This window comes from Kitasatospora sp. NPDC058048 (assembly GCF_042885555.1).
GTDB classification, from domain to species: Bacteria; Actinomycetota; Actinomycetes; order Streptomycetales; family Streptomycetaceae; genus Kitasatospora; species Kitasatospora lactacystinica.
This window is the reverse complement of record NZ_JBHVRT010000006.1, coordinates 19,996-46,608: the sequence shown is the minus strand read 5'-3', so window position 1 is coordinate 46,608 and position 26,613 is coordinate 19,996. Positions and strand designations below refer to the sequence as shown.

The 26,613-nt window shown below is 71.0% G+C and carries 27 protein-coding genes and 1 pseudogene; 14 read left to right on the top strand and 14 right to left on the bottom strand.

Features of this window, described 5'->3' with window-relative positions:
• Positions 1 to 60 precede the first annotated feature (60 nt).
• Positions 61 to 1,524 (top strand): aminopeptidase P family protein, encoded by a 1,464-nt coding sequence (locus ACFVVA_RS08240; RefSeq protein WP_387686954.1) that lies wholly within the window; start codon positions 61 to 63, stop codon positions 1,522 to 1,524.
• Positions 1,525 to 1,615: 91 nt separating this feature from the next.
• Here the strand turns inward: ACFVVA_RS08240 and ACFVVA_RS08235 are convergent, their stop codons facing one another.
• The 3 genes from ACFVVA_RS08235 to paaK form a co-directional block, all read right to left on the bottom strand.
• Positions 1,616 to 3,022, bottom strand: coding sequence for a pyridoxal phosphate-dependent aminotransferase (locus ACFVVA_RS08235; protein WP_387686951.1), 1,407 nt, complete (start codon positions 3,020 to 3,022; stop codon positions 1,616 to 1,618).
• Between the two features lie 169 nt (positions 3,023 to 3,191).
• Entirely contained in the window at positions 3,192 to 3,887 is a 696-nt protein-coding gene (locus tag ACFVVA_RS08230; RefSeq protein WP_380350612.1) for a class I SAM-dependent methyltransferase, read from the bottom strand.
• 97 nt (positions 3,888 to 3,984) lie between these two features.
• Positions 3,985 to 5,319 carry a phenylacetate--CoA ligase PaaK gene (gene paaK / locus ACFVVA_RS08225; protein ID WP_387686947.1) on the bottom strand — a complete coding sequence of 445 codons (1,335 nt, stop codon included), beginning with the start codon at positions 5,317 to 5,319 and terminating at the stop codon, positions 3,985 to 3,987.
• A 284-nt stretch (positions 5,320 to 5,603) separates the two neighbouring features.
• Here paaK and ACFVVA_RS08220 point away from each other — a divergent pair, with 284 nt between their 5' ends.
• The 3 genes from ACFVVA_RS08220 (at position 5,604) to ACFVVA_RS08210 (ending at position 9,086) form a co-directional block, all read left to right on the top strand.
• The gene (locus ACFVVA_RS08220; protein ID WP_387686945.1) at positions 5,604 to 7,268 is read left to right on the top strand and encodes a hypothetical protein; all 1,665 of its coding nucleotides are present in this window, start codon (positions 5,604 to 5,606) and stop codon (positions 7,266 to 7,268) included.
• Between the two features lie 38 nt (positions 7,269 to 7,306).
• On the top strand, positions 7,307 to 7,675 hold the full coding sequence (locus ACFVVA_RS08215) for a hypothetical protein (RefSeq protein WP_387686943.1): 369 nt from the start codon (positions 7,307 to 7,309) through the stop codon (positions 7,673 to 7,675).
• A 247-nt stretch (positions 7,676 to 7,922) separates the two neighbouring features.
• Positions 7,923 to 9,086 carry an ROK family protein gene (locus ACFVVA_RS08210; RefSeq protein WP_387686939.1) on the top strand — a complete coding sequence of 388 codons (1,164 nt, stop codon included), beginning with the start codon at positions 7,923 to 7,925 and terminating at the stop codon, positions 9,084 to 9,086.
• Positions 9,087 to 9,149: 63 nt separating this feature from the next.
• Here the strand turns inward: ACFVVA_RS08210 and ACFVVA_RS08205 are convergent, their stop codons facing one another.
• The 3 genes from ACFVVA_RS08205 to ACFVVA_RS08195 all read right to left on the bottom strand — a co-directional run bounded on the left by ACFVVA_RS08205 (position 9,150) and on the right by ACFVVA_RS08195 (position 10,694).
• Entirely contained in the window at positions 9,150 to 9,398 is a 249-nt protein-coding gene (locus ACFVVA_RS08205) for a hypothetical protein (protein WP_387686938.1), read from the bottom strand.
• Positions 9,395 to 9,805, bottom strand: coding sequence for a hypothetical protein (locus ACFVVA_RS08200; RefSeq protein WP_387686936.1), 411 nt, complete (start codon positions 9,803 to 9,805; stop codon positions 9,395 to 9,397). Before ACFVVA_RS08200 ends, ACFVVA_RS08205 begins: the two co-directional genes overlap by 4 nt.
• A gap of 115 nt (positions 9,806 to 9,920) precedes the next feature.
• Positions 9,921 to 10,694, bottom strand: coding sequence for a GntR family transcriptional regulator (locus ACFVVA_RS08195; protein WP_359899721.1), 774 nt, complete (start codon positions 10,692 to 10,694; stop codon positions 9,921 to 9,923).
• A gap of 365 nt (positions 10,695 to 11,059) precedes the next feature.
• On the opposite strand from ACFVVA_RS08195, the gene ACFVVA_RS08190 reads away from it, so the two are divergent.
• Positions 11,060 to 11,863 carry an exodeoxyribonuclease III gene (locus ACFVVA_RS08190; protein WP_387686934.1) on the top strand — a complete coding sequence of 268 codons (804 nt, stop codon included), beginning with the start codon at positions 11,060 to 11,062 and terminating at the stop codon, positions 11,861 to 11,863.
• A 729-nt stretch (positions 11,864 to 12,592) separates the two neighbouring features.
• Here the strand turns inward: ACFVVA_RS08190 and ACFVVA_RS08185 are convergent.
• Both ACFVVA_RS08185 and ACFVVA_RS08180 read right to left on the bottom strand, forming a co-directional pair.
• Positions 12,593 to 13,897, bottom strand: coding sequence for a sensor histidine kinase (locus tag ACFVVA_RS08185; RefSeq protein ID WP_387686932.1), 1,305 nt, complete (start codon positions 13,895 to 13,897; stop codon positions 12,593 to 12,595).
• The gene (locus ACFVVA_RS08180) at positions 13,894 to 14,556 is read right to left on the bottom strand and encodes a response regulator transcription factor (RefSeq protein WP_224280684.1); all 663 of its coding nucleotides are present in this window, start codon (positions 14,554 to 14,556) and stop codon (positions 13,894 to 13,896) included. Before ACFVVA_RS08180 ends, ACFVVA_RS08185 begins: the two co-directional genes overlap by 4 nt.
• Positions 14,557 to 14,742: 186 nt before the next feature.
• On the opposite strand from ACFVVA_RS08180, the gene ACFVVA_RS08175 reads away from it, so the two are divergent.
• Together ACFVVA_RS08175 and ACFVVA_RS08170 are read left to right on the top strand one after the other, a co-directional pair.
• On the top strand, positions 14,743 to 16,176 hold the full coding sequence (locus tag ACFVVA_RS08175; protein WP_387686929.1) for an ABC transporter permease: 1,434 nt from the start codon (positions 14,743 to 14,745) through the stop codon (positions 16,174 to 16,176).
• A 6-nt stretch (positions 16,177 to 16,182) separates the two neighbouring features.
• Positions 16,183 to 16,905: an ABC transporter ATP-binding protein gene (locus tag ACFVVA_RS08170; RefSeq protein WP_224280686.1), complete on the top strand. Its 723-nt coding sequence runs from the start codon at positions 16,183 to 16,185 to the stop codon at positions 16,903 to 16,905.
• Positions 16,906 to 17,017: 112 nt separating this feature from the next.
• Here ACFVVA_RS08170 and ACFVVA_RS08165 read toward each other — a convergent pair whose 3' ends face one another.
• The gene (locus ACFVVA_RS08165; RefSeq protein ID WP_387686926.1) at positions 17,018 to 17,620 is read right to left on the bottom strand and encodes a hypothetical protein; all 603 of its coding nucleotides are present in this window, start codon (positions 17,618 to 17,620) and stop codon (positions 17,018 to 17,020) included.
• Entirely contained in the window at positions 17,535 to 17,981 is a 447-nt protein-coding gene (locus ACFVVA_RS08160; protein ID WP_387686924.1) for a hypothetical protein, read from the bottom strand. The genes ACFVVA_RS08165 and ACFVVA_RS08160 overlap by 86 nt, the downstream gene beginning before the upstream one ends.
• A 25-nt stretch (positions 17,982 to 18,006) precedes the next feature.
• On the opposite strand from ACFVVA_RS08160, the gene ACFVVA_RS08155 reads away from it, so the two are divergent.
• The 3 genes from ACFVVA_RS08155 to ACFVVA_RS08145 all read left to right on the top strand — a co-directional run bounded on the left by ACFVVA_RS08155 (position 18,007) and on the right by ACFVVA_RS08145 (position 19,788).
• Positions 18,007 to 18,585, top strand: coding sequence for a hypothetical protein (locus ACFVVA_RS08155; RefSeq protein ID WP_387686921.1), 579 nt, complete (start codon positions 18,007 to 18,009; stop codon positions 18,583 to 18,585).
• Positions 18,528 to 19,406, top strand: a complete 879-nt coding sequence (locus ACFVVA_RS08150; protein WP_387686919.1) for a hypothetical protein — start codon at positions 18,528 to 18,530, stop codon at positions 19,404 to 19,406. Before ACFVVA_RS08155 ends, ACFVVA_RS08150 begins: the two co-directional genes overlap by 58 nt.
• Before the next feature lie 124 nt (positions 19,407 to 19,530).
• Entirely contained in the window at positions 19,531 to 19,788 is a 258-nt protein-coding gene (locus tag ACFVVA_RS08145) for a hypothetical protein (protein WP_387686917.1), read from the top strand.
• Between the two features lie 137 nt (positions 19,789 to 19,925).
• Here ACFVVA_RS08145 and ACFVVA_RS08140 read toward each other — a convergent pair whose 3' ends face one another.
• The 4 genes from ACFVVA_RS08140 to ACFVVA_RS08125 all read right to left on the bottom strand — a co-directional run bounded on the left by ACFVVA_RS08140 (position 19,926) and on the right by ACFVVA_RS08125 (position 23,517).
• Entirely contained in the window at positions 19,926 to 21,326 is a 1,401-nt protein-coding gene (locus ACFVVA_RS08140) for a hypothetical protein (protein WP_387686915.1), read from the bottom strand.
• Positions 21,327 to 21,506: 180 nt separating this feature from the next.
• Positions 21,507 to 22,199, bottom strand: coding sequence for an HNH endonuclease (locus ACFVVA_RS08135; RefSeq protein ID WP_387686913.1), 693 nt, complete (start codon positions 22,197 to 22,199; stop codon positions 21,507 to 21,509).
• Positions 22,200 to 22,243: 44 nt separating this feature from the next.
• The gene (locus tag ACFVVA_RS08130) at positions 22,244 to 23,059 is read right to left on the bottom strand and encodes a DUF6932 family protein (RefSeq protein ID WP_387686911.1); all 816 of its coding nucleotides are present in this window, start codon (positions 23,057 to 23,059) and stop codon (positions 22,244 to 22,246) included.
• A 158-nt stretch (positions 23,060 to 23,217) separates the two neighbouring features.
• Positions 23,218 to 23,517 (bottom strand): hypothetical protein, encoded by a 300-nt coding sequence (locus ACFVVA_RS08125; protein ID WP_387686909.1) that lies wholly within the window; start codon positions 23,515 to 23,517, stop codon positions 23,218 to 23,220.
• Positions 23,518 to 24,045: 528 nt separating this feature from the next.
• Here ACFVVA_RS08125 and ACFVVA_RS08120 point away from each other — a divergent pair.
• The 4 genes and pseudogenes from ACFVVA_RS08120 to ACFVVA_RS08105 all read left to right on the top strand — a co-directional run.
• Complete coding sequence (locus ACFVVA_RS08120) at positions 24,046 to 24,252, top strand: hypothetical protein (protein ID WP_387686907.1); 207 nt, start codon at positions 24,046 to 24,048, stop codon at positions 24,250 to 24,252.
• Positions 24,252 to 24,995 carry a restriction endonuclease gene (locus tag ACFVVA_RS08115; RefSeq protein ID WP_387686905.1) on the top strand — a complete coding sequence of 248 codons (744 nt, stop codon included), beginning with the start codon at positions 24,252 to 24,254 and terminating at the stop codon, positions 24,993 to 24,995. Before ACFVVA_RS08120 ends, ACFVVA_RS08115 begins: the two co-directional genes overlap by 1 nt.
• The gene (locus tag ACFVVA_RS08110; protein ID WP_387686904.1) at positions 24,985 to 25,680 is read left to right on the top strand and encodes a restriction endonuclease; all 696 of its coding nucleotides are present in this window, start codon (positions 24,985 to 24,987) and stop codon (positions 25,678 to 25,680) included. The genes ACFVVA_RS08115 and ACFVVA_RS08110 overlap by 11 nt, the downstream gene beginning before the upstream one ends.
• Before the next feature lie 371 nt (positions 25,681 to 26,051).
• Positions 26,052 to 26,597: pseudogene (locus ACFVVA_RS08105) on the top strand (IS3 family transposase); the annotation flags it as partial.
• Between the last annotated feature and the right edge of the window lie 16 nt (positions 26,598 to 26,613).

Sequence of the window (26,613 nt, the reverse complement as noted above, 5' to 3'; positions counted from 1 at the left end):
CGACGGACGGGGAAGCGTAGCGAAGCACGGCGCTTCCCTCACCCTCACCAGGAGACCTCAGTGACCGAGCCCGCCGAGCCCGCCGAGACCACCGATCCCGCCGAGACCATCAAGTACCGGAAGAACGGCCTGACCCGCGGGGTCACGGACGAGCTCGCGGAGAGCATGACGCAGGGCTGGGCCGACACCGAGCGCACCGCCCTGGAGCCCGTCCCCCAGGCCGCGCACACCGCCCGCCGCCGCGCGGAGCTGTCCGCCGCCTTCCCCGGCGAGCTGCTGGTGGTCCCGGCCGGCAACCCCAAGGTCCGGGCCAACGACACCGACTACCCGTTCCGCCCCTCCTCCGACTACGCCTACCTGACCGGCGACCAGTCCCAGGACGGCGTCCTGGTGCTCACCCCGACCGGCGCCGTCGGCCACGAGGCCGTGCTCTACCTGCGCGACCGCTCCCGCGTCGACAACGGCGAGTTCTGGCTGGACGGCCACGGCGAGCTGTGGGACGGCCGCCGCAACAGCCTGACCGAGAGCGAGCGGCTGTTCGGCCTGCCCTGCCGGGACGTGCGCGCCGTCCGCGCGGACCTGCGCGCCGCCACCGGCCCGGCGCGGGTGCTGCGCCGCCACGACGCGGGCGTGGAGGAGGCCCTCGCGGACCGGGCGGTCGCCGAGCGGGACGAGGAGTTCGAGGTCTTCCTCTCCGGACTGCGCCTGGTCAAGGACGCGTTCGAGATCGAGGAGCTGCGCTTCGCCTGCGCCGCCACCGCCCGCGGCTTCGAGGACGTGGTGCGCGTCCTCGGCACCGACACCGAGACCGCCGAGCGGCTGATCGAGGGCACCTTCTTCGTCCGGGCCCGGGTCGAGGGCAACGACGTGGGCTACAGCACCATCGCCGCGGCCGGCCCGCACGCGACCACCCTGCACTGGGTGCGCAACAGCGGGCACGCCCGGCCCGGAGACCTGTTGCTGCTCGACGCGGGCGTGGAGACCAACCACCTCTACACCGCCGACGTCACCCGCACCCTCCCGGTCAGCGGCCGCTTCACCGAGCTGCAGCGCAAGGTCTACGACGCCGTGTACGCGGCCCAGGAGGCCGGCATCGCGGCCGTGCGGCCGGGCGGGCAGTTCCGCGACTTCCACCGCGCCGCCCAGCGCGAACTCGCCGAACACCTCACCTCCTGGGGCCTGTTCGGCGACCTGAGCGCGGACAAGGTGTACGAGCTGGGCCTGCACCGCCGCTTCACCCTGGCCGGCACCGGGCACATGCTGGGCATCGACGTCCACGACTGCGCCCACTCCCGCACCGAGGAGCACGTCGACGGCCCGCTCGTGGCCGGCATGGTGCTCACCGTCGAGCCGGGCATCTACTTCCAGGAGAACGACCTGACGGTGCCGGAGGAGTACCGGGGCATCGGGGTGCGGATCGAGGACGACATCCTCGTCACCGAGGACGGCAACGAGAACCTCTCGGCCGGCCTCCCGCGCCGCTCCGACGAGGTCGAGGCCTGGCTGGCCCGCCTGCGCGGCTGATCGGCTGATCGGCTGATTCGCGAAGAGCGGCACCGGGGCGTACCCGGTGCCGCTCGCCGTACGGCTACTTGAGCCGCTTGAGCCGCTCCGGCTACTTCAGCTGCTGCAGCGCCACGCCCACCCGCCGCACGGCGGCCTCGACGTCCTCGGGCATCCGACTGGTGAAGCAGAGCCGGAAAAAGCCCGGCTCCGCGTTGTGCATGGTCCCGCCGGGCAGCAGGGAGACCTCGGTGGGCTTGGCGGCGAGGTAGCGGAACAGCCACTCCTCGTTCGGGTCGAGCCCGTCCGGCCCGATGGCCGGAAGCCCGTTCACGTGCTCGCCGGGCGCGCGCTTGCCGAGGTACCTGGTGAGGTCGAGCCAGAAGAACATCGCGGCGTTGTCGCCGTCCCGGTGGACGTACTCGATCCCGGCGGCGTCCAGGGCGTCCTTGGTCCTGCGGAAGCTCGCGCTCAGCAGTCCGCGGTAGTCGCGCATCGCGCGCACGGGGTACGGCTCCCCGTCGAGGGTGGTCTTGAACAACTCCCCGACGACGTAGGTCTTCAGCGAGTCGAACGGGGTGAACCAGGGAAGTGCGCGGGTCTGCTCGGCCGGGTCGTCGCTGCCGAGCATGGCGCGGTGCACGGCCTCGTTCTTGGAGACGACGAATCCCGTGCGGAAGCCGGACAGCCCGAAGTCCTTGGCGAAGCCCCAGACCAGGTGGATCCGGTCGGCATGCTTCTGGTACGCGTCCAGGGCCACCGCGCTGGTGAACGGCGTCGTACCGGTGTCGAGTTGGGAATGACAGTAGATCTCGTCCGAGATGATATTGAGATCGGTGTGCGCGAGCGCCCAGTCGTAGATCTCGTCGAGCAGTTCCTTGGGGTAGTTGACACCCAACGGGTTGTGCGGATTGGTGAGGACGAGCAGCCGCGGGTTGTGCCCCGCCTCCTTCCGCGCCTCGTAGGCGTTCACGATCAGGTTCAGGGTGAGCCGGTAGCGGTCCTCGCCGTGGGTGGGCAGGTGCACCGGGACGCACTTCAGCTTGGGCCGTTCCTGGAACGACCAGTTGAAGCCCTGCCAGTACGGCGCCGGGATCAGCACCTCGTCCCCCGGCTTGAGCGGCTCGCCGCCCGTCCCCTGCCGCCGCATGAGCCCGAAGGCGATGCACTCCAGCGCGGAGGAGACCCCGGCGCAGCCGAACACGTCGTCCATCGCGACCGTGCGGCCGAACGCCCGGGTGAGCAGGTCCGCCACCTGCTGACGCAGCCACGGTATGCCGACCGGGGCCATGTACTTGATGTTCGCCTCGGGGATCAGCCGGACCTTGTCGAAGACGTCCCGCTGCATCGAGTGGTGGTACAGCAGGACGTTCTCCGCGACGGACAGGTCGATCGCGGTGTCCGGTGCCAGGTGCTGGTGGTAGAAGGCGAGGGCCTGCTCGAAGTCGGGCAGGCCGGCGTGCAGGTCGGCGACCGCCTGGGGCGGGGCGAGCCTGAGTCCGTTCACGGTGGTGGTCATGGTGGTCCCCTGTCGGGTGAGCGGGTCCGGCGGTGCGCCGGAACGGTGCCGAACGACGCCGAACGACGCCGTTCGCACACGCATCGCCCCCAGCCGACCATGCCCCGGAACCGGCCGCCAGCGCTCGGCGGCCGTCCGGACGGCGCCCCTGCCGCCACACCCTCGACCGTCAGCCGAGCCGCCACACCGTCGTGGTCTTGACCGCGGTGTCCTCCAGGTCCGCGACCACCGGCACCTGGTAGGCCGCCACCGCGGTGAACCGCTCGCGGGGCAGGTAGGCCCGGCCCGGGTCGCCGACGACCACGGTCGCGCCGCGCGCCGCGGCCCGCTCCAGGAAGGGCAGGAAGCGGGCGGCCATGGCCCGTTCGTAGAAGACGTCGCCCGCGAGCACCACCTCGGCGGGACCGCCGTCGCCGTCCACCAGGTCCACCAGGGCGCCGTCCACCCGCACCCCGTTGGCCTCGGCGTTCAGCCCGATCGCGGCCACCGCGTAGGCGTCGATCTCGGCGGCGCGCACGTCCGTGGCCCCGCGCAGCGCGGCGGCCACCCCGACCAGCCCGGAGCCGGCCGCGACGTCCAACACCGTACGGCCGGCGACCAGTTCGGGGTGGTCCAGCACGTAGCGGGCGACCGCCACCCCGCCCGCCCAGGCGAAGGCCCAGAACGGCGGCGGCAGCCCGTCCTCCCCCCGCGCCCGCTCGGTCGTCTCCCACAGGGCGATGGCATCCTCGGCCATGTGCAGGCTGATCTCGGACACGAAGGGGACGGGCTTCAGCTCGGTCTCCCGCCGGATGAAGGCGAGGTCCTCGGCGGTCTGAAGGGCGGGCGGGAGAGCGGATCGGAGAGTGCGCAGCTCACTCGGCATGTCCGCAGCATAGGGCCCGCGCGGGGGTGCTCCCCGCCACCCGTCCGGCGGGACGCCCCCACCCGTGTGCCCGACGGCCGGGTTCACCCCCGCTCGTTCACCCCCGCTCGTCCACCACCCGCTTGATCTTCCCGACCGAGCGCTCCAGCGTGTACGGGTCCACCACCTCGGCCGCCACCGTGATCCCGACCCCGTCCTTCACCGCCCGGACGATCGCCGCCCGCGCCGCCGCCCGCTGTTCGGCGGAGGCCTCCGGCCGGGCCTCGACCCGGACGGTCATGTGGTCCAGCCGCCCCTGCCGGCCGAGCCGCAGCTGGAAGTGCGGCGCTACGCCCGGGGTGCGCAGCAGGATCTCCTCGATCTGGGTCGGGAAGACGTTCACCCCGCGCAGGATGATCATGTCGTCGCTGCGCCCGGTGACCTTCTCCATCCGGCGGAAGGCCGGCCGCGCGGTGCCGGGCAGCAGCCGGCTGAGGTCGCGGGTGCGGTAGCGGATGATCGGCAGGGCCTCCTTGGTGAGCGAGGTGAAGACCAGTTCGCCGCCCTCCCCCTCCGGCAGCACCTCGTCGGTGAACGGGTCGACGACCTCCGGGTAGAAGTGGTCCTCCCAGATGTGCAGCCCGTCCTTGGTCTCCACGCACTCCTGGGCGATGCCGGGGCCGACCACCTCGGAGAGGCCGTAGATGTCGACGGCGTGCAGGTCGAGCCGCTCCTCGATCTCGCGCCGCATCTCCTCCGTCCAGGGCTCGGCCCCGAAGATGCCGACCCGCAGCGAGGTGCCGCGCGGGTCGACGCCCTGCTTCTCGAACTCGTCCAGGAGGGTCAGCAGGTAGGACGGGGTGACCATGATGATCTCGGGTTCGAAGTCCAGGATCAGCCGCACCTGGCGGGCCGTCATGCCGCCGGAGGCCGGGATGACGGTGCAGCCGGCCCGCTCGGCACCGTAGTGGGCGCCAAGGCCGCCGGTGAACAGCCCGTAGCCGTAGGCGATGTGCACCTTGTCGCCGGGCCGGCCGCCGGCCGCGCGGATCGAGCGGGCGACCACGTCGGCCCACATGGAGAGGTCGTTGTCGGTGTAGCCGACCACGGTCGGCAGCCCGGTGGTGCCGCTGGAGGCGTGGATCCGGCGGACCTGCTCCATCGGGACGGCGAACATGCCGAAGGGGTAGCCCTCGCGCAGGTCGGCCTTGGTCGTGAAGGGGAAGCGGGCGAGGTCGTCCAGGGTGCGGCAGTCCTCGGGGCGGACCCCGGCGGCGTCGAACTTGCGGCGGTAGAGCTCGACGTTGTCGTACGCGTGGCGCAGGGTGGCCCGCAGCCGGGTGAGCTGGTGGGCGCGCAGCTCGTCCGGGCTCATCCGCTCACCGGCGTCCAGGAGCTCCGGCGGGATCGGCTCCCCGAGGTGTCGGTGCGGGACGGGTGCGGTGCCGGTCATCATCGCTCCTTCGCTGCTCGGCCGGGGTTCCCCTGCCAGGGGCACCGACCGATCGTTCGGTCAGCCCTGTTCGCTCCATTGATCCAGTACCCGAACCACCTGTCAAGGGATCGCACGAGGCTTCCGGAATGTGAAGTTCCGACCACTTCGAGGTGACTTCACCTCGACAGCTTGGCTGTCCGATATGAAAATCATTACAGAAGTTTGACTTGCCACCGGCCTTCACCGCCCCGCCCCCATGGTTCAGTAGTGCGGTTTCCGCCCCGCACCCCGGAGTGATCACCGTGCCCACGACTCCCGCCCTGGTCAGCGCGCTGCGCGAACTCGGCGACCGACCCGCCGTCGTCGCCGACGGGCGCGCGATCAGCGGCATCGGCCTGCTGCTCGGCGTCTCCCCGCCGGGCGGCCTGCCCCGCGCCCTCGCCCGGCGCGTCGCCGAGCACGCCGCGCTCCCGCCCTCCGCCGCCCGGGCCGCCGAACAGCGGCTGCGCTACTGGGCCGGCGTCCTCGGCACGCCCCCGATCCGGCACACCGTGCTCCACCCCGTGACCGACCTCGCCGTCGACCTCGCCCTCGCCACCCTCCTGGCCGGCGGCACCGTCCACTGCGGCGACCCCGACCAGCGGCCCGAACAGCAGCTCCGGGCCGTCGCCGCCGCCCGGACCACCCACCTCAGCCTGCCCTCCGCCCTGCTCTGGCCCCTCAGCCGGCAACCCGACCTCACCGCCCACGACCTCGGCGCGCTGCGCCTGGTCCTGCACGTCGGCCCCGAACCCCGACAGGAGGACGTCTACACCGCCGTCGACGCCCTCGGGGCCGTCCTCGCCCACGTCCGCGCCCCCGACAGCAACACCGAGGCCGCCGACCGCCGGCTGCGCGCCGACACCGAGAACGCCACCGCCGCCGCCTGGAAGCACAGCATCGGCATCACCGCCGCCCAGGTCCGCGACTTCGGCGCCCAGCTCGACCGGGCCGTACTCGCCGCACTGCTGCACACCCTCCAGCAGAGCGGCGTGCTCACCGACCCCGCCCGCGGCCACCCCGAGGCCGAAGTGCTCGCCGCGGCCATGGTCACCCCCGTCCAGCGCCCCCGCGTCGCCCGCTGGCTGGACGCGCTCGCCCGGCACGGCCTGATCACCCGCCAGGACGGCGGCGCCCAGGGCCCGGTCTTCCGCGGCCGCCCCGGCCCGGCCGCCGCCGAGGTCCGCGACACCTGGCGCCCCGCCGTCGAGACCTGGGCCGACGGGCTCGGCCCGGCCGCCGCCCTCACCCGGGTCCGGCGCGACGCCCTGCGGCTGCCCCGGGTGATCACCGGCCAGGAGACCCCCCGGCCGGCCGCCACCCCGGTCCGCCGGGCCGCCGCCCGCGGCTACCTCGGCGCCGCCCTCGGCGCGCTGGTGCGCGGCACCGCCGAGGCCCACCAGGGGCCCGGGCCGCTGCGCGTGCTCGAACTCGACCCCGAGGGCGGCGAGCCCGCCGTCGCCCGCGCCCTCGCCGCCGCCACTCGGCCCCGGCACGCCGTCGAGCACCACTCCGTTCCCGACGGCGGGCGCTACGACGTCGTCGTCGCCACGGTGGCAGCGGCTCCGGCTTTGGCTCCGGCTTTTGCCTCGGCTCCGGCTCCGGCTTTTGCCCCGGCCCCGGCTTTTGCCTCGGCTCCGGCTCCGGCCTCGACCGTGGCCGTCACCGCGGCCGGAGAACCGGAGCAGGAGGTGGCGGCCCTGGTCCAGCTGCTCTCCCCCGGCGGCCGGCTGCTGCTGCTCGCGCCCACCGCCGAACACCTCGACCTGCTGATCACCGGCGACGCCCACGGCCCCACCGCCCGCCCGGCGGAGCACTGGCGGGCCGCACTGACCGCCGCGGGCTGCCCGACCGTGCTGACCCTGCCGGAGGACGAGCACCCGATGACACTGCTGGGGCAGCGACTGTTCGCGGCCCGGGTGGACTGACGGACGCCCGGGGGTGCGGCTGGCTACTCTCAAGAGTCATGACCACTTCCGCGCCTCCGGCCCGACCCGCCCGCGGGTCCATCGGCTCCGTCCGCTCGATCGGCTCCATCGTGTCCGTCCGGTCGATCGGCTCGATCGGGTCGGTGCTGTCGACCGGCTCGATCGGATCCGTCCTCTCCCTCGGCTCGATCGGCTCGGTGCTGTCCATCGGCTCGATCGGGTCGGTGCTGTCCATCGGCTCGATCGGATCCGTCCTCTCCCTCGGCTCGATCGGCTCGGCCTGCTCCACCCTCAGCGTCCTGTCGGCCGGCTCACGGCGCGGCCTCGGCTCATTGCTGTCGAAGCGTTCCCTCCCATCGGTGCTGTCCCGGCGGCTCGCCCTGCCGCCCACCGTGGCCGAGCAGTGAAGTCCGGATCACGCACTGCCACCCGATCCGTACCATTTCGATACCGAAGCCTGGATGAGCTGCGAGGATCCTCGCCGCCCGGCTCCGTCCCCGGGTAGGCTCCGCATGTCCTCCGGCCCTCGCGCAGGCGGCCCCCTGCCGCCGTGCCGCGTTCTCCGGGGGTTGCACCCCCGCGGGCCACTCGATGGACACCGCGCACTCGACACCGCGCGCCAGGGCAGTCGCGCGAACGGCGAAGGGCATCGCATTGGCGGATCGGCTCACCGGAGGAGACTCCTCGCTGCTGCGGCGGATCAACGCGGCGGTCACGCTCCGGGCGCTGCGCAACGGCCACTCCGTGACCCTCACTCAGCTCGTCGGCGAGACCGGGCTCTCGCGCCCGACCGTCGAGGGCGTGATCGAGGGTCTGGTCGAGACCGGGCTGGTCGCCGAGGTCGAGCAGCCGCGGGAGGAGGGCCAGCCGGGCCCCGGCCGCCGCGGCCGCCCGGCCCGCTGGTTCCGCTTCCGCGCCGAGGCCGGGCACATCCTCGGCATCGAGATCGGCGTGCACGACATCCGGGTCATCCTGGCCGACCTCACCGGCGAGGTGGTGGGCAGTCACTTCAAGCCGGTCGACGAGACCCTCGACGCCGAGGACCGGCTCGCCGCCGTCCGCACCGCCGTCGCCGAGGTGCTGCGCAAGGCCGGCATCTCCCGGGACAACCTGTGGTCGGTCGGCATCGGCACCCCCGGCATCGTGGACCGCGAGGGCACCGTCCAGCTGGGCACCGCGATGCCCGGCTGGACCGGGCTCGACCTCGGGGCCCGGCTGCGGCGCTCCTTCCGCTGCCCGGTCCTGATCGAGAACGACGCCAACCTGGCCGCCATCGCCGAGCACTGGCAGGGGGCGGCGGTCGGCGCCGACGACGTCGTCTTCGTGATGGCCGGCCTCAGCCCCGGTGCCGGCTCGCTCATCGACGGCAGGCTGCACCGCGGGTTCGGCGGCGCGGCCGGCGAGATCGGCGCCCTGCACCTGCTCGGCCAGGAGGTCACCCCCGAACGGCTGCTGTCCACCACCGGAAAGCCCCTCAACCCACTGGACGAGGCCGCCGTGGCCCGCGTGCTGCGGCTGGCCCGGGAGGGCGACGAGGTCGCCAAGGTCGCCATGGACCGCTTCCTCACCCGCCTCGTCCAGGGCGTCGCCGCGCTGGTCCTCGCCATCGACCCGCAGCTGGTGGTGATCGGCGGCTGGGCGGCCGGCCTCGACGGGGTCCTGGACCCGCTGCGCGAACGCCTGTCCCAGTTCACCCTGCGCGCCCCGGAGGTCGCCCTCGCGGCGCTCGGCTCGGAGGTGGTGGCGATGGGCGCCCTGCGCGTCGCCCTGGACCACGTCGAGGAGCAGCTCTTCGCGGTGGACCCGCCCCGGGCCTGACGTCGGGCGCGGCGCGGGGCGGGGCTGCGGGGCCGGGGAGCTGGGGAGCCGGGGGCCGCTCCGTCACCCCCGCAGGCGTCGCTCCGCGACGTCGAGCGCCCAGCGGACGAAGTCGACCGGCAGCGCGCCGACGTCCGGAGGGATGCTCAGCACCGCGTCCTCCCAGGGCCCGCCCTCGGGTACGACGACGGCGAGCACCGACCCACGGGTGTCGAGGTGCCCGTCCCGGAACTCCCACTCCCAGGTGTCCGGGTCGGACCCCTCCGACTCGATCACCCGGACCGGCCGGCCACGAAACCGCTCCGCTGTCACGGCGCGTAGTCCGGGTCGGTCAGGTCGAGGGTGAGGACGGTGCCCCAGTCGTTGACGAAGTGCGCCAGCGGCCAGTCGACGGACACCCGGAGGAACGGGTTGCCCTCGGTCGACGCCAGCACCCACACCAGCCGGCGCTGCCCGTCGAGCCGGGCGAGGAAGCCCTGGTCGCCCATGCCCCCGCTGCCGCAGCAGACGTAGCCCCGCCCGTCCGGCAGTTCGGCCTCGCCGTCCACGCCGATCTTGTGCTCGTACGTGGGCTCCTCGACCTCGAACGGCTCGCCCAGCTCCAGGTACAGCGAGCCGGGCCCGTCGAAGAACACCTCCCGCGCCGTTCCGTCCGCCCTGAACAGCCCGCCGTACGCCGGTATCTCCGACTTCGCCCACAGCTCCACGACCAGGTTCACGACCCCGCCCTCCCCCTCCGCACTGCCGGAGCCTCCGATGCTACGCCGGCCAACGGCAAAGGCCCGGACGCCAGTTGGCGTCCGGGCCTCGGCCTGAGGGTGTTCGGAAGATGGTTCAGGAGGCGGTGCGGACCTCAGCCGTCGCACCGACCGGGGTGACCTCGACGAGTCCGGCCTCGCCGAAGGTCAGCTTGCAGGTGTCCGCCCGGTAGGTGGCGACGCCCAGCGCCACCAGCCGGCCGGCCGCGGCGTACTGGGTGGTCATGACCAGGACCGGGGCGCCGGGCGGGCGCTCCAGCAGGGCGGCCTGCTCGGCCTCGGCGACGCCCAGCTCGACCGAGCGGGACTCGCCGTCCACCTCCAGGCGCTCCAGCTGGCGCAGCACCGAACGGGCGCGGTCGCTCTCGGCGCGGAAGCCGGGCAGGTGCGGCAGGGCGGCGGCCGGAACGTGCAGCGCCTCGGTGGCGACCGCACGGCCCTCCACCAGGCGGACCCGGCGCACGGTGTGCACGGTGGCGCCCTCGGCGATGCCCAGGCCCTTGGCCAGCTGCGCGGAGGCGGGGGCCGTGGTGCAGTCGAGCGTCCGCCAGGACTGGCTGCGCGCGGCGCCGGGCCAGCCCTCCTCCTGCCGGTTGACCGGGACGCCGACCCGCGGGGCGGCGATCAGGGTGCCGATCCCCCGGCGGCGCACCAGGCGGCCCTCCAGCTCCAGCTGGTCGAGCGCCTGCCGCAGCGTGGCCCGGGCGACGCCGAAGCGGGCCGAGAGCTCGCGCTCGTTGGGCAGCACCTGACCGATGGAGAACTCCGAGTCGATGGCCCGCAGCAGCACCGTGCGCAGGTGCCAGTACTTCGGCTCCGGCACCGCAGAAAGCTGTCCTGTCGTCCCCACCGCGTCCTCCACCCTGATGCTGTCCGCCCTGAGACAAGGAGGGCGGATCCCGGGCCCACCGTCCGCAGTTGCGGCAGGTGGGAGAGCGGGCCTTTATCCGTCCTTCTTTATTAAAGGTCCTTGCAGTAAGTGACCCTAGGCGCTCCGTCCGAAGATGGTCAAGACCAATGGCGCCGCTCGATGGGACTGCCGCACATCTTCATGCCGCGTTCACGACAGGTCCTGTCAGTCACTGTCACCATCCACCTCCGCATCCACCTTCGCCGGAATCCCGGAGTCCACATTCCGCGGAGCCCGGCCACCCGGGCCCTCGGCCCCGCGCGTCACGATTCGGGACGGGGACGACCAGTCGGTAGGCTGCCCGGGTGATCGTGGTGACGAGTGTGAACGTGAACGGAATCCGGGCAGCGGCCAGGAAGGGCTTCGTCGAATGGCTGGCCGGCACCGAGGCCGACGTGGTCTGCCTGCAGGAGGTGCGCTCCGAACCCGAGCAGCTGCCCGCCGAACTTCGCGACCTCGACGGCTGGCACGCGGTCTGGGCCCCGGCCGCCACCAAGGGCCGGGCCGGCGTCGCCATCCTCTCCCGCGAGAAGCCGCAGCGCACGGTGATCGGATTCGGCTCCGAGGAATTCGACGATGCGGGCCGGTACATCGAAATCGACCTCCCCGGCCTGACCGTCGCCAGCCTCTACCTCCCCTCCGGTGAAGTCGGCACCGAACGCCAGGACGAGAAGGAACGCTTCATGGCGGAATTCCTCGTCCACCTCACCGCCCTGCGCACCCGCGCCGCCGCCGACGGCCGCGAGGTCGTCGTCTGCGGCGACTGGAACATCGCCCACCGGCCCGAGGACCTCAAGAACTGGAAGGCCAACCAGAAGTCCGCCGGCTTCCTCCCCGAAGAGCGCGCCTGGCTCTCCCGCGTCTACGACGAGGCCGGCTACGTCGACGTCGTCCGCGCCCTCCACCCCGACCGCACCGGCCCCTACTCCTGGTGGTCCTACCGCGGCCGCGCCTTCGACAACGACTCCGGCTGGCGCATCGACCTGGTTGTTTCCACAAAAACCCTGGCCGACAAAGCCGTCGAGGCCTACGTCGAACGCGCCGCGTCCCACGCCGAGCGGTGGTCCGACCACGCACCGGTCACGGCAGTGTTCGATCTGAACAACTAGGCAGCAGAAACGGGTAGTTCGACAGAATCAAGAGGCGGCCCCGACACGGAGCATTCCACACCTCGGGGCCGCCTCTCGGTAGCAAATACGCCAGCGGCGAAGGAAGTCGCACGGCACTCCCGCAGTGGATTTTTCAGCAAAGCGATTCACGTGACCCTGCTTCCACAAGCGAAGCACCTGTCCGCCCCAGATCGGCTCCCCCGACGATCCAGACCCGAACATCCCTCTGGATACGGCCACCGCCCGCAACCCCTTGACCCCCAGTTCAGGGCTCCGCCCCAAAAAACCTCAGGAACGCCTCTCCCCTGTTTCGGGAACGCATGAGGCTCCTTCGCAGTTCAAGTCCACGCGGTAGCGGCTCAACCCGCGCTGTCCGCAGTGAACTCCGAGCACCGGAGGTGGTGACGGTGACCGCCGCCCGCGGTTGCGGCCGGCCGGTTCAGGCAGCTCCGTGTGGAGCATGTTGCCCCTGTCCACTTCGTCGGGGCCGTCCAGGAGCCGTCCCAGCGTGAAGGCTGTGAGCTGCGACAGCGGACCGGGCTGCGGCTTCTTGCTGTTGTCCGTCTCGATTCTGGGGCGGGGCGGGCCCGCAGCCGGCAGTCCGGGGTGACCCCGTAGAGGCGGGGGTGGGCCGTGACCTCGGAGGGCCGACTGCCGACGGCTTCCGGTCCAGTGCCGGATATGGCGCACCCGGTTGTGAGCAGTAGGAGTGCAGCGGCCCTCCGCGGATCAAGCCGATTCGTACGGCGAAGGCGCCGCCGCGGGAAGCCTGACGTGGACGGCGAGGCCGCCCGCCGGGAGCGCGGTGGCGTGGACGGTGCCGCCGTGGGCCCGGGCGACGACCTGGACCAGGGCGAGGCCGAGTCCGTGTCCGTGGGCGCTGTCGAGGCGGGGCCGGGCCCGGTAGAAGGGTTCGAAGAGGCGGTCGACGACGGCCGGGTCGACGACGGGCCCGGTGTTCGTGACGGTGAGGTGCACCGCGCCGGGTCCGTCGTCCGGGGCGGTGGACCGGGACTCGGTGGCGACGTCCACGGTGACCCTGGCCCCCAGTTCGCCGGTGTTGTGCTTGACCGCGTTGTCGACGAGGTTGCCGACCAGCCGGCCCAGCAGCACGGAATTGCCCCGTACCAGGCAGTCGGGGTCGTCCGCGGTGAGGACGAACTCCGGTCCGTGCGCGGACTGCCCGGCGCCCGCGGCGGTCGCCGCGGTCACGGCTTCTTCCGCGAGGGCCGTGAAGTCGACGGGCTCGGGGTCGAAGGTGAGGTGTTCGGCCGCGGCCAGGTTCAGGAGTTCCTTGACGACCCTGATGTTGCGTTCGTTCGCCTCACCGAGCATGGGCAGGATCTCGGCGAACTCCTCACGGTCCGGACGGTCTCCCAGCATGGTCAGGGCCGTCTTCGTCGTGGACAGGGGGGTGAGCAGCTCATGGGCGGCGTTGGCGGCAAACCGCCGGTGCGAGGAGAAGGACTCCTCCAGGCGGGCGAGCGTGACGTCGAAGGTGTCGGCGAGGCGGCGCAGTTCGTCGTCGGGCCCGGAGGCGTTGATGCGGTGGGAGAGGTCGCCTTCGGCGGCGCTCGTCGCGGCCCGGTTGAGTTCGCTCAGCGGGGCCAGCAGCCTGCCCGCGATCCTGCGGCCGGCCAGCAGGCCCGCGGTGGCGACGATGAACACGCCCGCGGTGGAGACGGCGAGGACGGTGTTCCAGACGTCCTCTTTGGTGCGGATCGTGGAATGGGGACCCTGGATCCGCTCGCCGGGGGACGGGGCCCGGGTCCCGATCTCGTCGGACCCCGGTGGCATGGGGTTTTCGTCGGTGGGCGGGTAGGGGTGGGCCGAAGTGAAGCTGGTGCCGGGCGGTACGGTGACCGCCGTGGTCAGGTCGTAGGTCGGCAGCCAGCGGATGCCGACGTAGACGACGGTCAGCATCAGCAGGGCGCTCGCGGCCAGTGCGACGGCGAACCCGAAGGTCAGCCGGCTGCGCAGGCTGAGGGGGCGAGTGAGGCGGTGCAGGCCGAGCGGGCGGCGTCCGCGTCTCACGCCGCGCCCAGGCGGTAGCCCGTCCCGATGACGGTCTGCACGATCTTCGGGTCCCCGAGTTTGCGGCGCAGGGTGTGCACCACGAGCCGGACCACGTTGCCGCCCTGGTCGGTCTGTCCGTCCCAGGCTTTGTCCAGCAGGTCCGCACTGCTGACGACTCCGCCGTCGGCACGCATGAGCAGTTCGAGGACCGCGATCTCCTTCGGGGTGAGCCGGATCTCCGTACCGTCGCGGGTCACCTGCCGGCGGTGGGTGTCCAGGCTGATGCCGGCCTGCTCCAGCACGGGGGCGTACGTGGTGCCGCTCCTGCGGTGCAGGGCGCGGAGCCGGACGATCAGCTCGGGCAGGTCGAAGGGCTTGGGGAGGTAGTCGTCCGCCCCCAGGCCGAAGCCGGCGACCTTGTCGTCCAGTGTCCCGGCCGCGGTCAGCATCAGGATCCGTGCGCCCAGGCCCATCCCGGTGATCCGGCGGCACACCTCGTCCCCGTGGACCACGGGCAGGTCCCGGTCCAGTACGACCACGTCGTAGTCGTGGATCCGTACCCGCTCCAGCGCCGCGCCGCCGTCGGGTGCGATGTCGGCGGCGATGCCCTCGCGGCCGAGGCGCATCTGGAGCAGGCGGGCGAGCGGTGCCTCGTCCTCGACGATCAGTACCCGCACGGCGGCGACGTCCCTTCGGGTGAGAATTCGATGAGAGCCCGAAGGCGGGTCGGAATATCGACCCACGGAATTACGGGACACTTCCATTTGTACCGTACCGGGCGTGTGAGCGGTATGTGAGGCCTCGGTGCCGGGCCATCGGGCATCACATACGGGTGAAATACGCTGGCCGATAGCGTCGTTGCCATGAATCTATTCAAACGGGCCTGGTGGAGGCTGACCGGCCAGCTCGGGAAAACCGCCATGCTGATCGGCCTTTTCACCGTCATCTGCACGCTCGTGCTCTCCGGATTCCTCATCCAGTCTGCCGCGGCGCGCGCGGCCGATGATGCGAAGAGGAAGGTCGGGGTCGTCGCCACGATGCAGCTCGACATCAACGCGCTCATCAACTCGGGCGGAACCAACGCCGGCGGTGGCGGACGGCCCAGCACTATCGGTTCGAAGGGCGAGCTGCGCAGCAGCCTCGTCGACAAGATCTGCGCGTCCTCCGCGGTGACCGGCTGCAACTACGCCGTCGGGAGCGTCGGGCGCCCCGGCACCGGGCTGAAACTGCACCAGCCGGTTCCGACGCCGCCCGGCCAGAACGCCGAGGGAACGGACTTCTTCTCGGCTTCCGGAATTCTCGACCTGAACCAGGAGAAGGACTTCCGCAACGGCGACTCGAAAATCATCTCGGGCCGGGGCATCACCCCCACCAGCGCCAAGGACGAGATCGTCATCGAGGAACGCGTCGCCAACGACAACAAGATCAAGGTCGGGGACGTCGTCAAGCTCAAGGTGGGCGAGATGCCCGTGGACGGCAAGCAGCGCAGCGACGCCGACCTCTCCTTCAAGGTCGTCGGCATCTACAAGAACAGCACCGCCGACAGCAGTGCCTACGTTCCCGCGATGATGGACCCCGCCAACAAGATCTACACCACCCCGCTGGGCAGCTCGCTCCTGTTGGGCAAGGACGGCAGCGACGGCATCCTCAAGTCGGCCACCTTCAGCCTGAAGAACCCCGACGATCTCGACCGGCTGAAGGAGGACGCCGCGGCCGCCGGCGTGGACCCCAAGATCTTCCCCTTGACCGTCAACGACAAGCAGTACCAGGCCCTCGTCGGCCCCATCACCCGCACCGCGGGCTTCGCCGGCCTCACCGTCTGGCTCGTCGCCCTCGCGGGCACCGCGATCCTCGCCCTCATCATCGCCTCGGCGCTGCGCGAACGCCGCAAGGAGCTCGGCATCCTCCTCGCGCTCGGCGAGAAGAAGCCGCTGCTGCTCGGCCAGCACCTCGTGGAGATCTTCGCCTGCGCGCTGATCGCCATCGGCATCGCCTCGGCCGCCTCCCAGGCACTCGCCCAGCCCATCGGCGACGGCCTGCTGGCCGGCGAGGTCTCCTCCGCGAAGGACGACGCGGGTAAGAGGACCCCCGAGCAGGACTACAGCAGCATCGGCGGCGGCACCAAGGACGACGGACCGCAGGTCGATCCGATCGACTCCCTGGAAGTGAAGGTCGGTCCGTCCGACATCGCCCAGGTCGGCGTCCTCGGGCTCGGCATCGCCGCGATCGCCACCGTCCTGCCCGGCATCCGCGTGATGCGCATGAGTCCCCGCGACATCCTCACGAAGGGCGACTGACCCGCCATGAGCACCCACCTCACCGACGCCGCCGACTCCGCTGCCGGGCACGAGCCCGCGGTCCTCGAAGTGTCCGGCGTGGCCCGCACAGTCCCGGCCAAGAACCACAAGCGGACCATCCTCAAGGACGTCCACCAGCGCTTCGAGGCCGGCCGTATGTACGCGATCGTCGGCCCATCCGGCTCCGGCAAGACCACCCTCCTCTCCCTCGCCTCGGGGCTCGACTCGCCCACCTCCGGCACGGTCCGCTTCAAGGGCCGCGACATCGCCGAGATCGGGCTGGGCCGCTACCGCAACCGGCACGCCGCGACCGTCTTCCAGTCCCTCAACCTCATCACCTACATGACCGCGGTGCAGAACATCACCTCCGCCATGGAGATCACCGGGGTCAAGGCCGGTTCCCGGGCCCGGAAGCGGCGCGCCGTCGAACTCCTCGAACTCCTCGGTGTGGAGAAGACCGAGCACAACCGGCGCACGCTCCAGCTCTCCGGCGGCCAGCAGCAGCGCGTCGCCATCGCCCGGGCCCTGGCCTGCGAGGTGGACATCCTCTTCGCGGACGAGCCCACTGGCGCCCTCGACCACGACACCGCCGAGTCCATCGTCGGCGTCTTCCGCCGCCTCGCCCACGACGAAGGCAAGTGCGTCATCCTCGTCACCCACTCCCGCGAGGTCGCCGCCGCCTGCGACCAGATCCTCCAGCTCAAGCGCGGACGGCTCGTCGCCGCCTGATCCGCAGCACGCGGGAGAGGCTCCGACCCGGTACGGAGGATTCCGGGGGTCGGGGCCTCGTCCATGACTGGGCTTTACCCAATGCCGGGAAGATAGGGCCGTGGGCAGGCTGTCAAGGGCTGGGGCAGGGGGTGACAGTGATCGTGATTGTTGCTCTCTGTAGTGCCTTGTCGTTCCTGGTCTCGTTGTAGGCGAACTTGGACTGGCTGCGTTTCACACGGCGGGGAAGGATCCGGGGACGCCGCTGTTTGGGTCCCAGAGCTCGGGGGTTGAGGATGGCAGCGGTGATGCGTGGTGTCGTACCGACCTCTGCGCGGGGCGCCAGGTCGGCGTTGATCACCGTGTGGCGAGCGGTGCGAAGTGTGACGGTCAGTGAAATCCGGCCCGGGTCGAGACCGACCGCCGTGGCGGTCTGCGCCGAAGTGCGCCGAGCGGCCTGGAACACGATGAACAGTCCGAGCAGTTCTTGGAAGACATCGCGCGGGTGATGGGAGCGCAGGACGGGTCCCGAGCCGAGCGCGGTGACCTTCAGCCCGTAATAGGCGGTCTCGACCTGTCCGGTAGGTGCGGCGCATCGCTGCGCCGCACCCCCCTCAGAACCGGACTTGCCCGCTTTCCGGGCATCCGGCTCAAACAGGCCCTGAAGGCCCACGGGCAGCCAGAAGTGCTGGTTCCCTGTTGCCATTGCCGTCGCGCCAGCGGTGGCAATGGGCATGGATCAGTCGGAAGGCGACGAGACCGTCGGATTTGCCTCTGCCCGCGTCGACGGTGATCGCGTTCTCGCGGACCGCCGTTCGGGTCGCCCGCAGCCACTGCTCCCATTCCTGAGGGCTTTGCGGCTGGTGGGTGGCGTGCAGGAGGAGGCTTCCGCAGAGCGGACACCGTCCCTGTTGCGCCTGGAGCAGAAGCAACCAGAACGGGCTCAGCAGGGGTTTGTTCCTGCGTCGCCGTGAGGCCCAGTACTCGGTCAACGCCGGGTCGTCCACGGACGCGCCCTTGATGACCAACTGGTGTCTGACGATCTTGTTCCAGGCGAACTTGGCGAGATAGCGTCCGGTCTCCCGGTCGCCGAACACTGACCGTCACCCCCAGCTCATCGACATGACCTCCGCTACCTGGGCAAACCAGGTCGTCCGTGACCAGCTGCTCGGCAGCGTGCCGTGGGCGGTCGAGCCGAAGCTCCTCCGGCAGATCGCACTGGATGACCTCTCCCGGTTCGACGCCGCCATGCTCACGACCCGGTTCTGCACCTTCCTCCAGGACGGTTCCTCGAAGGAAGAGGCCCGAGAGCACTTCGCCGCCGAGCTCTCCGCCCTGGAGGAGACCGACCGGAGGGACATCGAGGTCCTGTACCTGCAGGACGACGGCTTCGAAGCCCACTGGGGCACCGACTCCGCCGTCTCCTGGGTGAGCCACGCGGCCGACGGACCGTGGCGCCTCATCCTGAACCCCGCCGAGGCCAAGCCCGCCTACGGCGATCCCCGCCCCTGGCGAAGCCATGCGGACGAACTCACCGACCTGGGAAGGCACTTCACCGAAACGGCCGTGCAGGCCCTGCGGACCTGGAAACCGAACGACCTCTACGGAATCAGCAGGGCCACGGACTGCGCTGGATCCACGCCATGCTGGTCCACCTGCCCGACCTCACACCAGCCGTCGAAGCGACTATCCGGCTGGTGATCCGCGACGCCCGCCGCAGCCAGTCCGGCCCCCAGTCCTACGACTACAAGTCCCAGGAAGATCGCAGGCGGTTCGACGAACTCCTGGACGCGATCACGCGCATCGTCGCCGACCCCGCCCCACAGCCACCCGCGACCCGTCGCACTGCCCTCGGCGATCCCGAGGAAGTGACGGTGCGGAGCCTGTCCGCCGCCTCTGCGGAGGTACTCGACGCGTACCTCGACCGGCACGCCGGCGACGACAACCTCGTGGAGAAGGCGCTGCTGTCCCTCGCCTTGCACGGCCACCACGGCAAACCGGCATTCGCTTCCCTCGCCCGCCACTCCGACCCGCGCCACGCCGTCCACACGCTCACCCGGGAGCTTCGCCACCGGCTCGGCGGCAGCTCCGCCAACCGCGAAGCATGGGCCCGGGAGATCCTCGCCCTGCCCGACTGCCCCAGCGAGACCGTCCTCGCCCTGCCCGCCTGGACCGCACTCAAAGCACGCGGGCACCGCTACGACAGCACGCATCCCACCGTGCTCGCCCTGGTCGAAGCCGCGCTCGGAGACGACCACCAGGCCTGGCAGCGATTCGCCGACAGCCCGATCGGCAACTCCGGACCCAGCGCCTGGCTCCGCCTCGGAGACATCCTCACGGCCGCCACAGATGGACGGCATGGCCGAAGCCGCCCACCTCCCGCTGACGACTCCGGCGGTCCCGAATCGGGTCGGCTCGTACAGTCGCACGAGCCGGCCTGCGGGCCACCGAGATCCCCGACGCGATCGCCAAGCCGAACCTGCCCAGCGGCGGCTCGATGGTCGTTTCCTACAGCCGCCTGAAGGCCGCCCGGAGGCCGAGACCGCGTTCGAGCGACTCGTCGCGGGCTGGATTCGAGAAGCCCACCGGCAGACCGCCCTGCACGAGGAAGCCCTGCGGCAGCTGGTCGCTGTCAAGGTCCCCCCGGTGGAGAAGGAACCGTACGAGGACCGGGCGCACGATCCACTGACCCAGTGGGAAGCGGCCGTCATCGCCACCTACCAGGTCGCGGCCGACTGGCCGGACGGCACAGTGGCACTGCTCGTCCCGCATCTCATCGGCGAGCATCTCGTCGCAGGAGCCACCGGCGCCATGCCGGTCACCCGCCTCACGGTGCCGGACTCCGCACTTCCCGTTCAGGCACTGCTCCAGGCCTGGGAACCGGAGGCTGACGACGAGGAATGAGAGCGGCCCGGGAACGGCAGGTGGCCCTGCTGTGCCCGGCAGGCCCGGTCTCTCGTCGGCCGTCCAGTGTCCTCGGTCCGGCAGGCCTCCGCGCCGACCGGCTAGCGGAGTCCGGAACACGCAGGGGCGTTCCGCCGTCAGCAGTCCCGTTCCGGGAGCACACGCAGGGCGAGGACGGATCCGTCCGGGTGAATAGAGACGGGGCCGTCCCAGTCGTCGTCCCAGGTGGCGGTAGGCCACGAGGCTCGGCGGGCGTGGGCCTCGTCGCGATACTGGGTGAGGCGGCTCTCGACGAGATGCTCGAAGAGATCCTCCGCCACGCCCGAGAAGGCCTCCACGCGGGTGCGGTTGAGGCGCAGGACGTGGTCGGTGCCGACGAACGGGATGCCGAGGAGTTCGTGGTCCGCGTCCTGGACGCTGCCGATCGCGGCGTGCGAGATGCCCTCGTACCGCTTGCGGCCCTGCCGGCCGGTCAGGTAGGGGACGGTTGCTGCCGCGTCGCCGGCGAAGGCCGTCAGGCCGGCCGCTCCGGTGCGGGCGAGGGCGTGCTGGAACCAGGCGAAGTGGTCCGCTTCGATGTGGAAGCCCGGAACGGAGTCCGGGGTCTGGCCGTCCACGGCGGGCGGCTGGATCCCGGGGAAGATGTTGTCCTGGTCGAGTTCCTTGTCCAGGTCGCGGGCTTCGCCGGCCGGGTGGGTGAGCTTGCCGTCGTTGCCGGGCGCGTGCAGCAGGTGGACGGTCATCGGCCCGTCGACGGGGAGTTCGGTGCTGAAGATCAGGGCCGGGGTGTCCGTCCATCCGCCGATGTGCACGGCGTCGGCGTGGACCGCGGCCGAGGCGAGTTGCGTGTGGGAGGCGGAGGCGCCGCTGTGGTTGCCCTTGCAGGCGATCGGGAAGACCCGCGAGGGCCGGCCGGGCTTCCACACCTCCGCGAAGTACTGGGGGCGGTAGCGGTAGCCGACGGAGACGCCGCTGTCCCGGCCTGTCACGGCAAAGCCCGCCCGCAGGGCGGCGTCGGCAGGGACGATGGACACGCTGTGGTCCGGATAGCGCCTGGCCAGGACGTGCTTGGCCGCGGCCAGCGCGAACCCGACGCCGAGTTCGTCCGATTGCAGCGCCTTGTAGTAGTCCGCCGTGTCACGGCCCTCGGCCGACAGGGCCATGAAGGTTCCGAGCGTTCCCTCCAGCGCCTGGCTGTACTTGAGGCAGCCCCAGTGCTCCGCGAGCCCCCGCCCGGCACCGCGTCGCGCGAGTGCGGTCGCGCGACCGAGGATGTGCAGCACGTCCCAGGGCGTCAGCTGGACGCTGCCGAGTTCCCTGGCCGGAACGGGTCGCAGGCCCGGCTTGCGCCGCAGCGCGTCGAGTTCGTTCTGCTCCCGTTCCTCGTCGTCCTTCGCGGCGACGGCTTCGACCTCGCCCAGCAGCTTGTCGCTGGAGTGGACCGCGACGTTCGACGGCTGAGCGAGCTGCTGAAGCACCTCGCGCACGTTCTTCGGCTTGTTGCCCTCCATGGCGTTCCCCCAACTCTCCAGTCCCACAGCGCAGATGCCGCACCTTAAGCCGCACGTTCGGGCGCGTGCCAGGGGCGTACGCGAGCACTGCTGAATTCGCCGGCGTCAGGTTCGTGCTGCCACTGATGTGCGTCGGCAGGTATAGCCGGGGATCTCCCGCCTCCCTTCGGGCAACGCATGGCCGACCGGGTCGCCACCCACGATGTCCTACCCGATGAGCAAGGCCGTCCGGAGCCCGGGTTCGCGGAGGTGGGCGAGGAGTTGGGGGTCGTCGTCGAAAACGATCTCGGCGGCGGGGTCGAGGGCCTGGTGCAGCATGGCCTGGACGACGTCGGCCATCGGTTGTTCGTTGACGACCGCAGCCCAGCGGGCGGCGCCGTCATGATCGCCCTTGGCGGTGGCGTCGGCCCACTGGGCGACGCAGGCCTTCGTGACGTGGAAGGCGTTCACCCGGCCCTTGGCCAACAGTCCGCGGTTGAGGTCGAACAGGTCGATGGTGGCCCGGCCCCTGGGGGTGAGTGGCTGGTACTGGCCGACCGCCAGGACCAGCCGCAGGTGCGGTGTCGGGTCCTCGGCCGTGGCGATGAGCAGCGGCTTACCGCCGCCGTCGAGCGGAAAGACGGCCTTCTTGAGGTGGCTGTTGCACAGCGAGCAGGCGAGGACATGGTTGGTCCAGTCGAAGGCGCGCATCGGGTGCCGGTCGATCGGCTCGAAGTGGTCGATGTCCGTGCCCTGGTTGTCTCCGCAGTACATGCACCGCTCGCGCCCGGCCGCCATTTCCCCGAGAAGGTCCCGAAGCGGCGCATGCACATTCCGCCGCACCGTGGTGTGCTTCCAGAGCTCTCGCGCCCGCGTCACGGGCTTCTCGGCGAGCACGATCTCGCAGGTGCACTGCGCCATGCGGGAACGCGGCGGCTCTGTCAGGGGGAGCCGGCGGATTCGGATCACGCGACGTGTCCGGTCAGGGAGTGCAGGCGGGCGGCAACCTCGTCGACCCGGGCGGACGGCGAGCTGGTCAGGGTCCGCTTCAGCTGCCGGTAGTGCTCCCGCTCCTCCTCGCCGGCCTCGCCAGCCACGATCTTCATCTCCAGCGCGACCAGGAGCGCCCGGGCCTCGTCCGCACGCTGCGAGTACGGGGTGTCGAGGCCGAAGAGCTCGGACAGCACCGCGTCGTCGCCACTGCCGAACACCACCCGGTCGTACAGGTCCGTCCCGACGACTTCGGGGGCTTCGTCGACGTCCGGGCCGGGCAGCCGGATCAGCCCTGCGGGGTCGGCTGCCTGGCAGATATAGGCGCTGTGGGTGGTGACGAGGAACTGCACCAGCGGAAAGTGCTGCTTGAGCCACCCCCCGATGCGCTTCTGCCAGGACACGTGCAGGTGCGCGTCGATCTCGTCGGCCTTCCAGCTCTTGAAGGCGGTTGTGAGCCATTTCGAGCCGGGATTGCCTCGAATGGCCCGCTCGGCGTCGGGGTTCATGAGCAGCGTGGCGTCCACGTTGCGGGGGTCCAGCTTGGCGCTGACGAAGCTGCCTCCCAGCCAGACGCTGTGGATGAGTTCGCGGCCCTGAAGTAGCGGCGTGAACTGCTCCTCCAGGTGGATGAATTGGTAGAGGTACTCCTGGAAGCCCTGCCAGATCTGGGCCCGGGTGGTGGATGCCTGGAAGCGCTCCGCGTGGACGAGGGCTTCGGCGGCCTGCGTGATGGTCAGCCGGTAGCGGCCTGGCGGTAGGTGCCCGCAGTCGTTGAAGTCTGGTAGCACGGGCCCCCTTACCGGTCGTGGAGTGACCTTAGCCGCAGATCGGCTGACGGTGACCACCCAGTCGGAAGATCGTGCAGAGATGTGATCTCACGGACCTGTGGCCTGTGACCGTTTTTCGGGGTGTCGGCGAGGGAGTGTTCCTTGCCGCGCCTCGGCTGTCAGGCGTGTCGACCCGGCCCGGGGTCGATGTCGAGGACCTGGTAGAGGTGCTGGCCGGTGCCCCAGCGGGCGAGGCGTTCGCGGTCGACGAGGTGAAGGCGCTGTCGGGTGGCGAAGGCGGCAGCAGGTTCGGCCGCCGTGGCGGCCAGTGGATGGCCCCACAACCAGGCCGCGGTCTGCACGACGGCGCCGAGCGCGAGGAAGCCCATCAGGAACGCGAGACCACTGTCACTGTCGTCGTCGGTACCCATGCCGCCCTGGCGCCGCGTGCGGCCTTCGCCGGGAGTCATACCTGTCACCCACCGTTTCCTTCCCGTCCAACGAGAGGGTAGGGCCCGACCGTAGTCGCGGTTCACGTTTCTGATGAATCGCCGTGATTTGACGGCCTGTTGCGACTTTGACGGCCTGTTGCGGCTTGACGGGCTGACAGTGGCCGTGCGGCCGCTGACCGGCTCAGGGCGTGAGCACCCCTCTTTGCGCCCCCGGCGTACGCTGCTGGTTTTCGCCAGATCATCGACGATGCCCACGACACCCTGCTGCGGCCGGGCATTCGTCCAGCTGATAGGTGGTTCGCAGAGTGAAGGCCGTAGCTGCGGCTGGCCCGTTCCTCACGGACACCGCCATGCCGGGCGGCTCGACAACCTGGGCCAAGGCCGTCAACAGGCCCCACCGGGAAGCCGGTGTCGGCACGAGGTCCGTGTCCGAATCCCGCTGCGGCCTGTGATCGATTGTCAACGTTCCGTCAGTTCGTGTCGGAGGGCACTGCTACATCAGAGGGCGGAACGGGCCGCGAGGGGCGGCCCGCCGACGGGAGGGGAGCCCATCCGATGCCGGTGCCCGAGGGATACCACGTCGTCCGCAGCCACATCCGCCGCAACCCGCGGCCGAGCGCGAAGAGGATGAGCGGCTGGACGATCGTCGGCGTCTGCGCGCTGGTGTGGCTGTGGAGCCATTTCATCGGCTTCGGCGACTCGGGCGCGGCCACGCCGAACAGTCCGGCGCCGACAGCCACCTCCGCCCCGGTGGCGCCTTGATGGCTCGCGGGCGACGCCGATGGCTGCGCCGGCCCCGGGGTTCCACCGAGCACGTGGCGGCCGGTGTCACCGCCCTGGCGGTAGCCACGTTGCTCGCCCAGGCCGCGATCGCCGGCGCCCGGGTCACCGCCCGGTACTGGCCCGTCCTCGTCGTTCTTGCCGCCACCGCCCTCGCCGTCGCGGCGGTGTGGTGGGTGCGGCGCCGCTCCGCCGATCGGGCCCGCGCGGCGCGACGGGCCGGTCTGAGGCTGACCCTGAGCGGCATCGACGCGCTTAACGACCAGGAGTTCGAGTTCGCGTTGCGGGACCTGCTGGTCCGCGACGGCTGGGCGGCGCGGCAGGTCGGCCGGCAAGGCGACCAGGCCGCCGACGTGATCGGTCAGCATCCGGCGCTGGGTCGGATCGTGCTGCAGGCGAAGCACACCACGGTCGGCGGAAAGGTCGGTTCCCCGGTGATGTACCAGGTCAAGGGCACTGCCGGCCCCGTCCACGGTGCCGACATCGCCGTCGTGGTCACCAATGGCTCCTTCACCCGCGACGCCAAGGCATGGGGTGACAAGCACCAGGTGCGCTGGGTCGACCGCGACCGGCTCCGGCTGTGGGCCGAGCACGGTGTGGCCCTCGACGAACTGCTGCGCCTGCCGGCCCGAAGGCCCCGGCGGCGAGTCCGCCGTTCCGCAGCCCGGCCGGTCCGGCTCCGGCGCCCCGAGACGACACAGGAGAGGCCGTACAGTGCGCCATGACGGCACATTCGATCCGCTGCTGAAGGCCATCGCCGGGGTGATACTCGCCATCGCCGCCGCCAAGGTGGTCTGGCAGTGGCTGAGCACCACCTTCTGGCACTGGCTCAGCGTGGACGTCTGGGGCTGGATCGCCGATCACCCCTGGTGGTCGGCTCTGATCGTGGCCCCGCTCGTGCTGGTGCCCGTCGTGCTCGTGGCCCGTCTCCTCGCCCCGCGCGGGTACGTCCGCTACGTGGAGGACGACTTCGACGACGAGGCCCCGGTCATCCTGACGTACGGGATCCACCGCCTGGACGCGATGGAGGCCACGGAGTTCGAGCGGGCGTGCGCAGCCCTGCTCGCCCGCGACGGCTTCACTCGGGTCCAGCACTCGGGCCGCGCCGGGGATCTCGGCGCGGACGTCATCGCCTGGGACCACCTCGGCCGCAAGGTGGTCGTACAGTGCAAGCACTACGGCAAACCGGTCGGCTCCCGGGACGTCCAGACCTTCAACGGCACCGCCCGACCCGAACACCACGCCGACGTACCCGTCATAATCGGACTCAACGGCTTCACCCGGGACGCCCGCGCCTTCGCCGGCCGCCAAGACCTCGTCCTCGTCAACCGGCAGATCCTCCGCGACTGGGCCCAGGGCACCCACCTCTACGACGCCATCGACGACGAAGCAGACCGCGCCGCCGCCTGAGCACCCACCGGCGCCCTGGCGGCGCGGAAGGAGGAGCTCACTGTCAACACGTACACCGGCTATGCGGCCTATGCGGAAGGGGATTTGATCACCGCGTTCGGGCCTTGCCGCCTGCTGGACCTGCGGCCGAAGCAGATCAAGAACTGGCTGGCCGCGCAGCGGACCCGATGGGGTGTCGGCTGCGCGTCGGCTTCGACGACTCATTGCAGCTGGACGCCGCCGACTGACGGTTGCGTGTCGGCACCAGGCCCCCCGCCAAGAAGGGCCTCGACTTCCTCACAGCTTCTCAACCCGCCCCCACCCCGGCCAGCACACACGGCGCGAACGACGGCCACATCAACTATCTCCGGAGCGACTGGTCCGACGCCCTGGAGATGGTGGGGCGGGTGTTCACCGCTCCGGCTCCGGACGTGCGGTGGTGCGGCGACATCACGTATCTGCCGGTCGGCGGCTCGTGTATGTATCTGGCCACGGTGATCGACATGCACTCGCGGCGGGTCGTCGGCTGGTCGCTCGCGGAGCACATGCGCGCCGGCCTGGTCATCGACGCCGTCCGGTCCGCGGTCGGCGCCCGGGGCGGCGACGTGCGCGGGGTGGTCTTCCACTCCGACCGCGGAGCGCAATATGCATCGGCAGCGTTCGCCGAGGTCTGCCGGATGCACGGGATACGGCGGTCGATGGGCCGGGTTGGCTCCAGCTATGACAACGCCCTCGCGGAGTCCTTCTTCGCCACGTTGAAGCGTTAACTGCTCTACGGTTCACGCTGGCTGACCAGGCCACAGGCCCGGATGGCAATCCTCGCCTGGATGGCTTGGTACAACCGCAAGCGGCGACACTCCGCCCTCGGCTACCTCAGCCCGGTCGACTACGAACGGCAGCACGCCAGGAGCGTCACTAACCTGGAACTGGTTGCATAACAGGCGAGTGTCTACA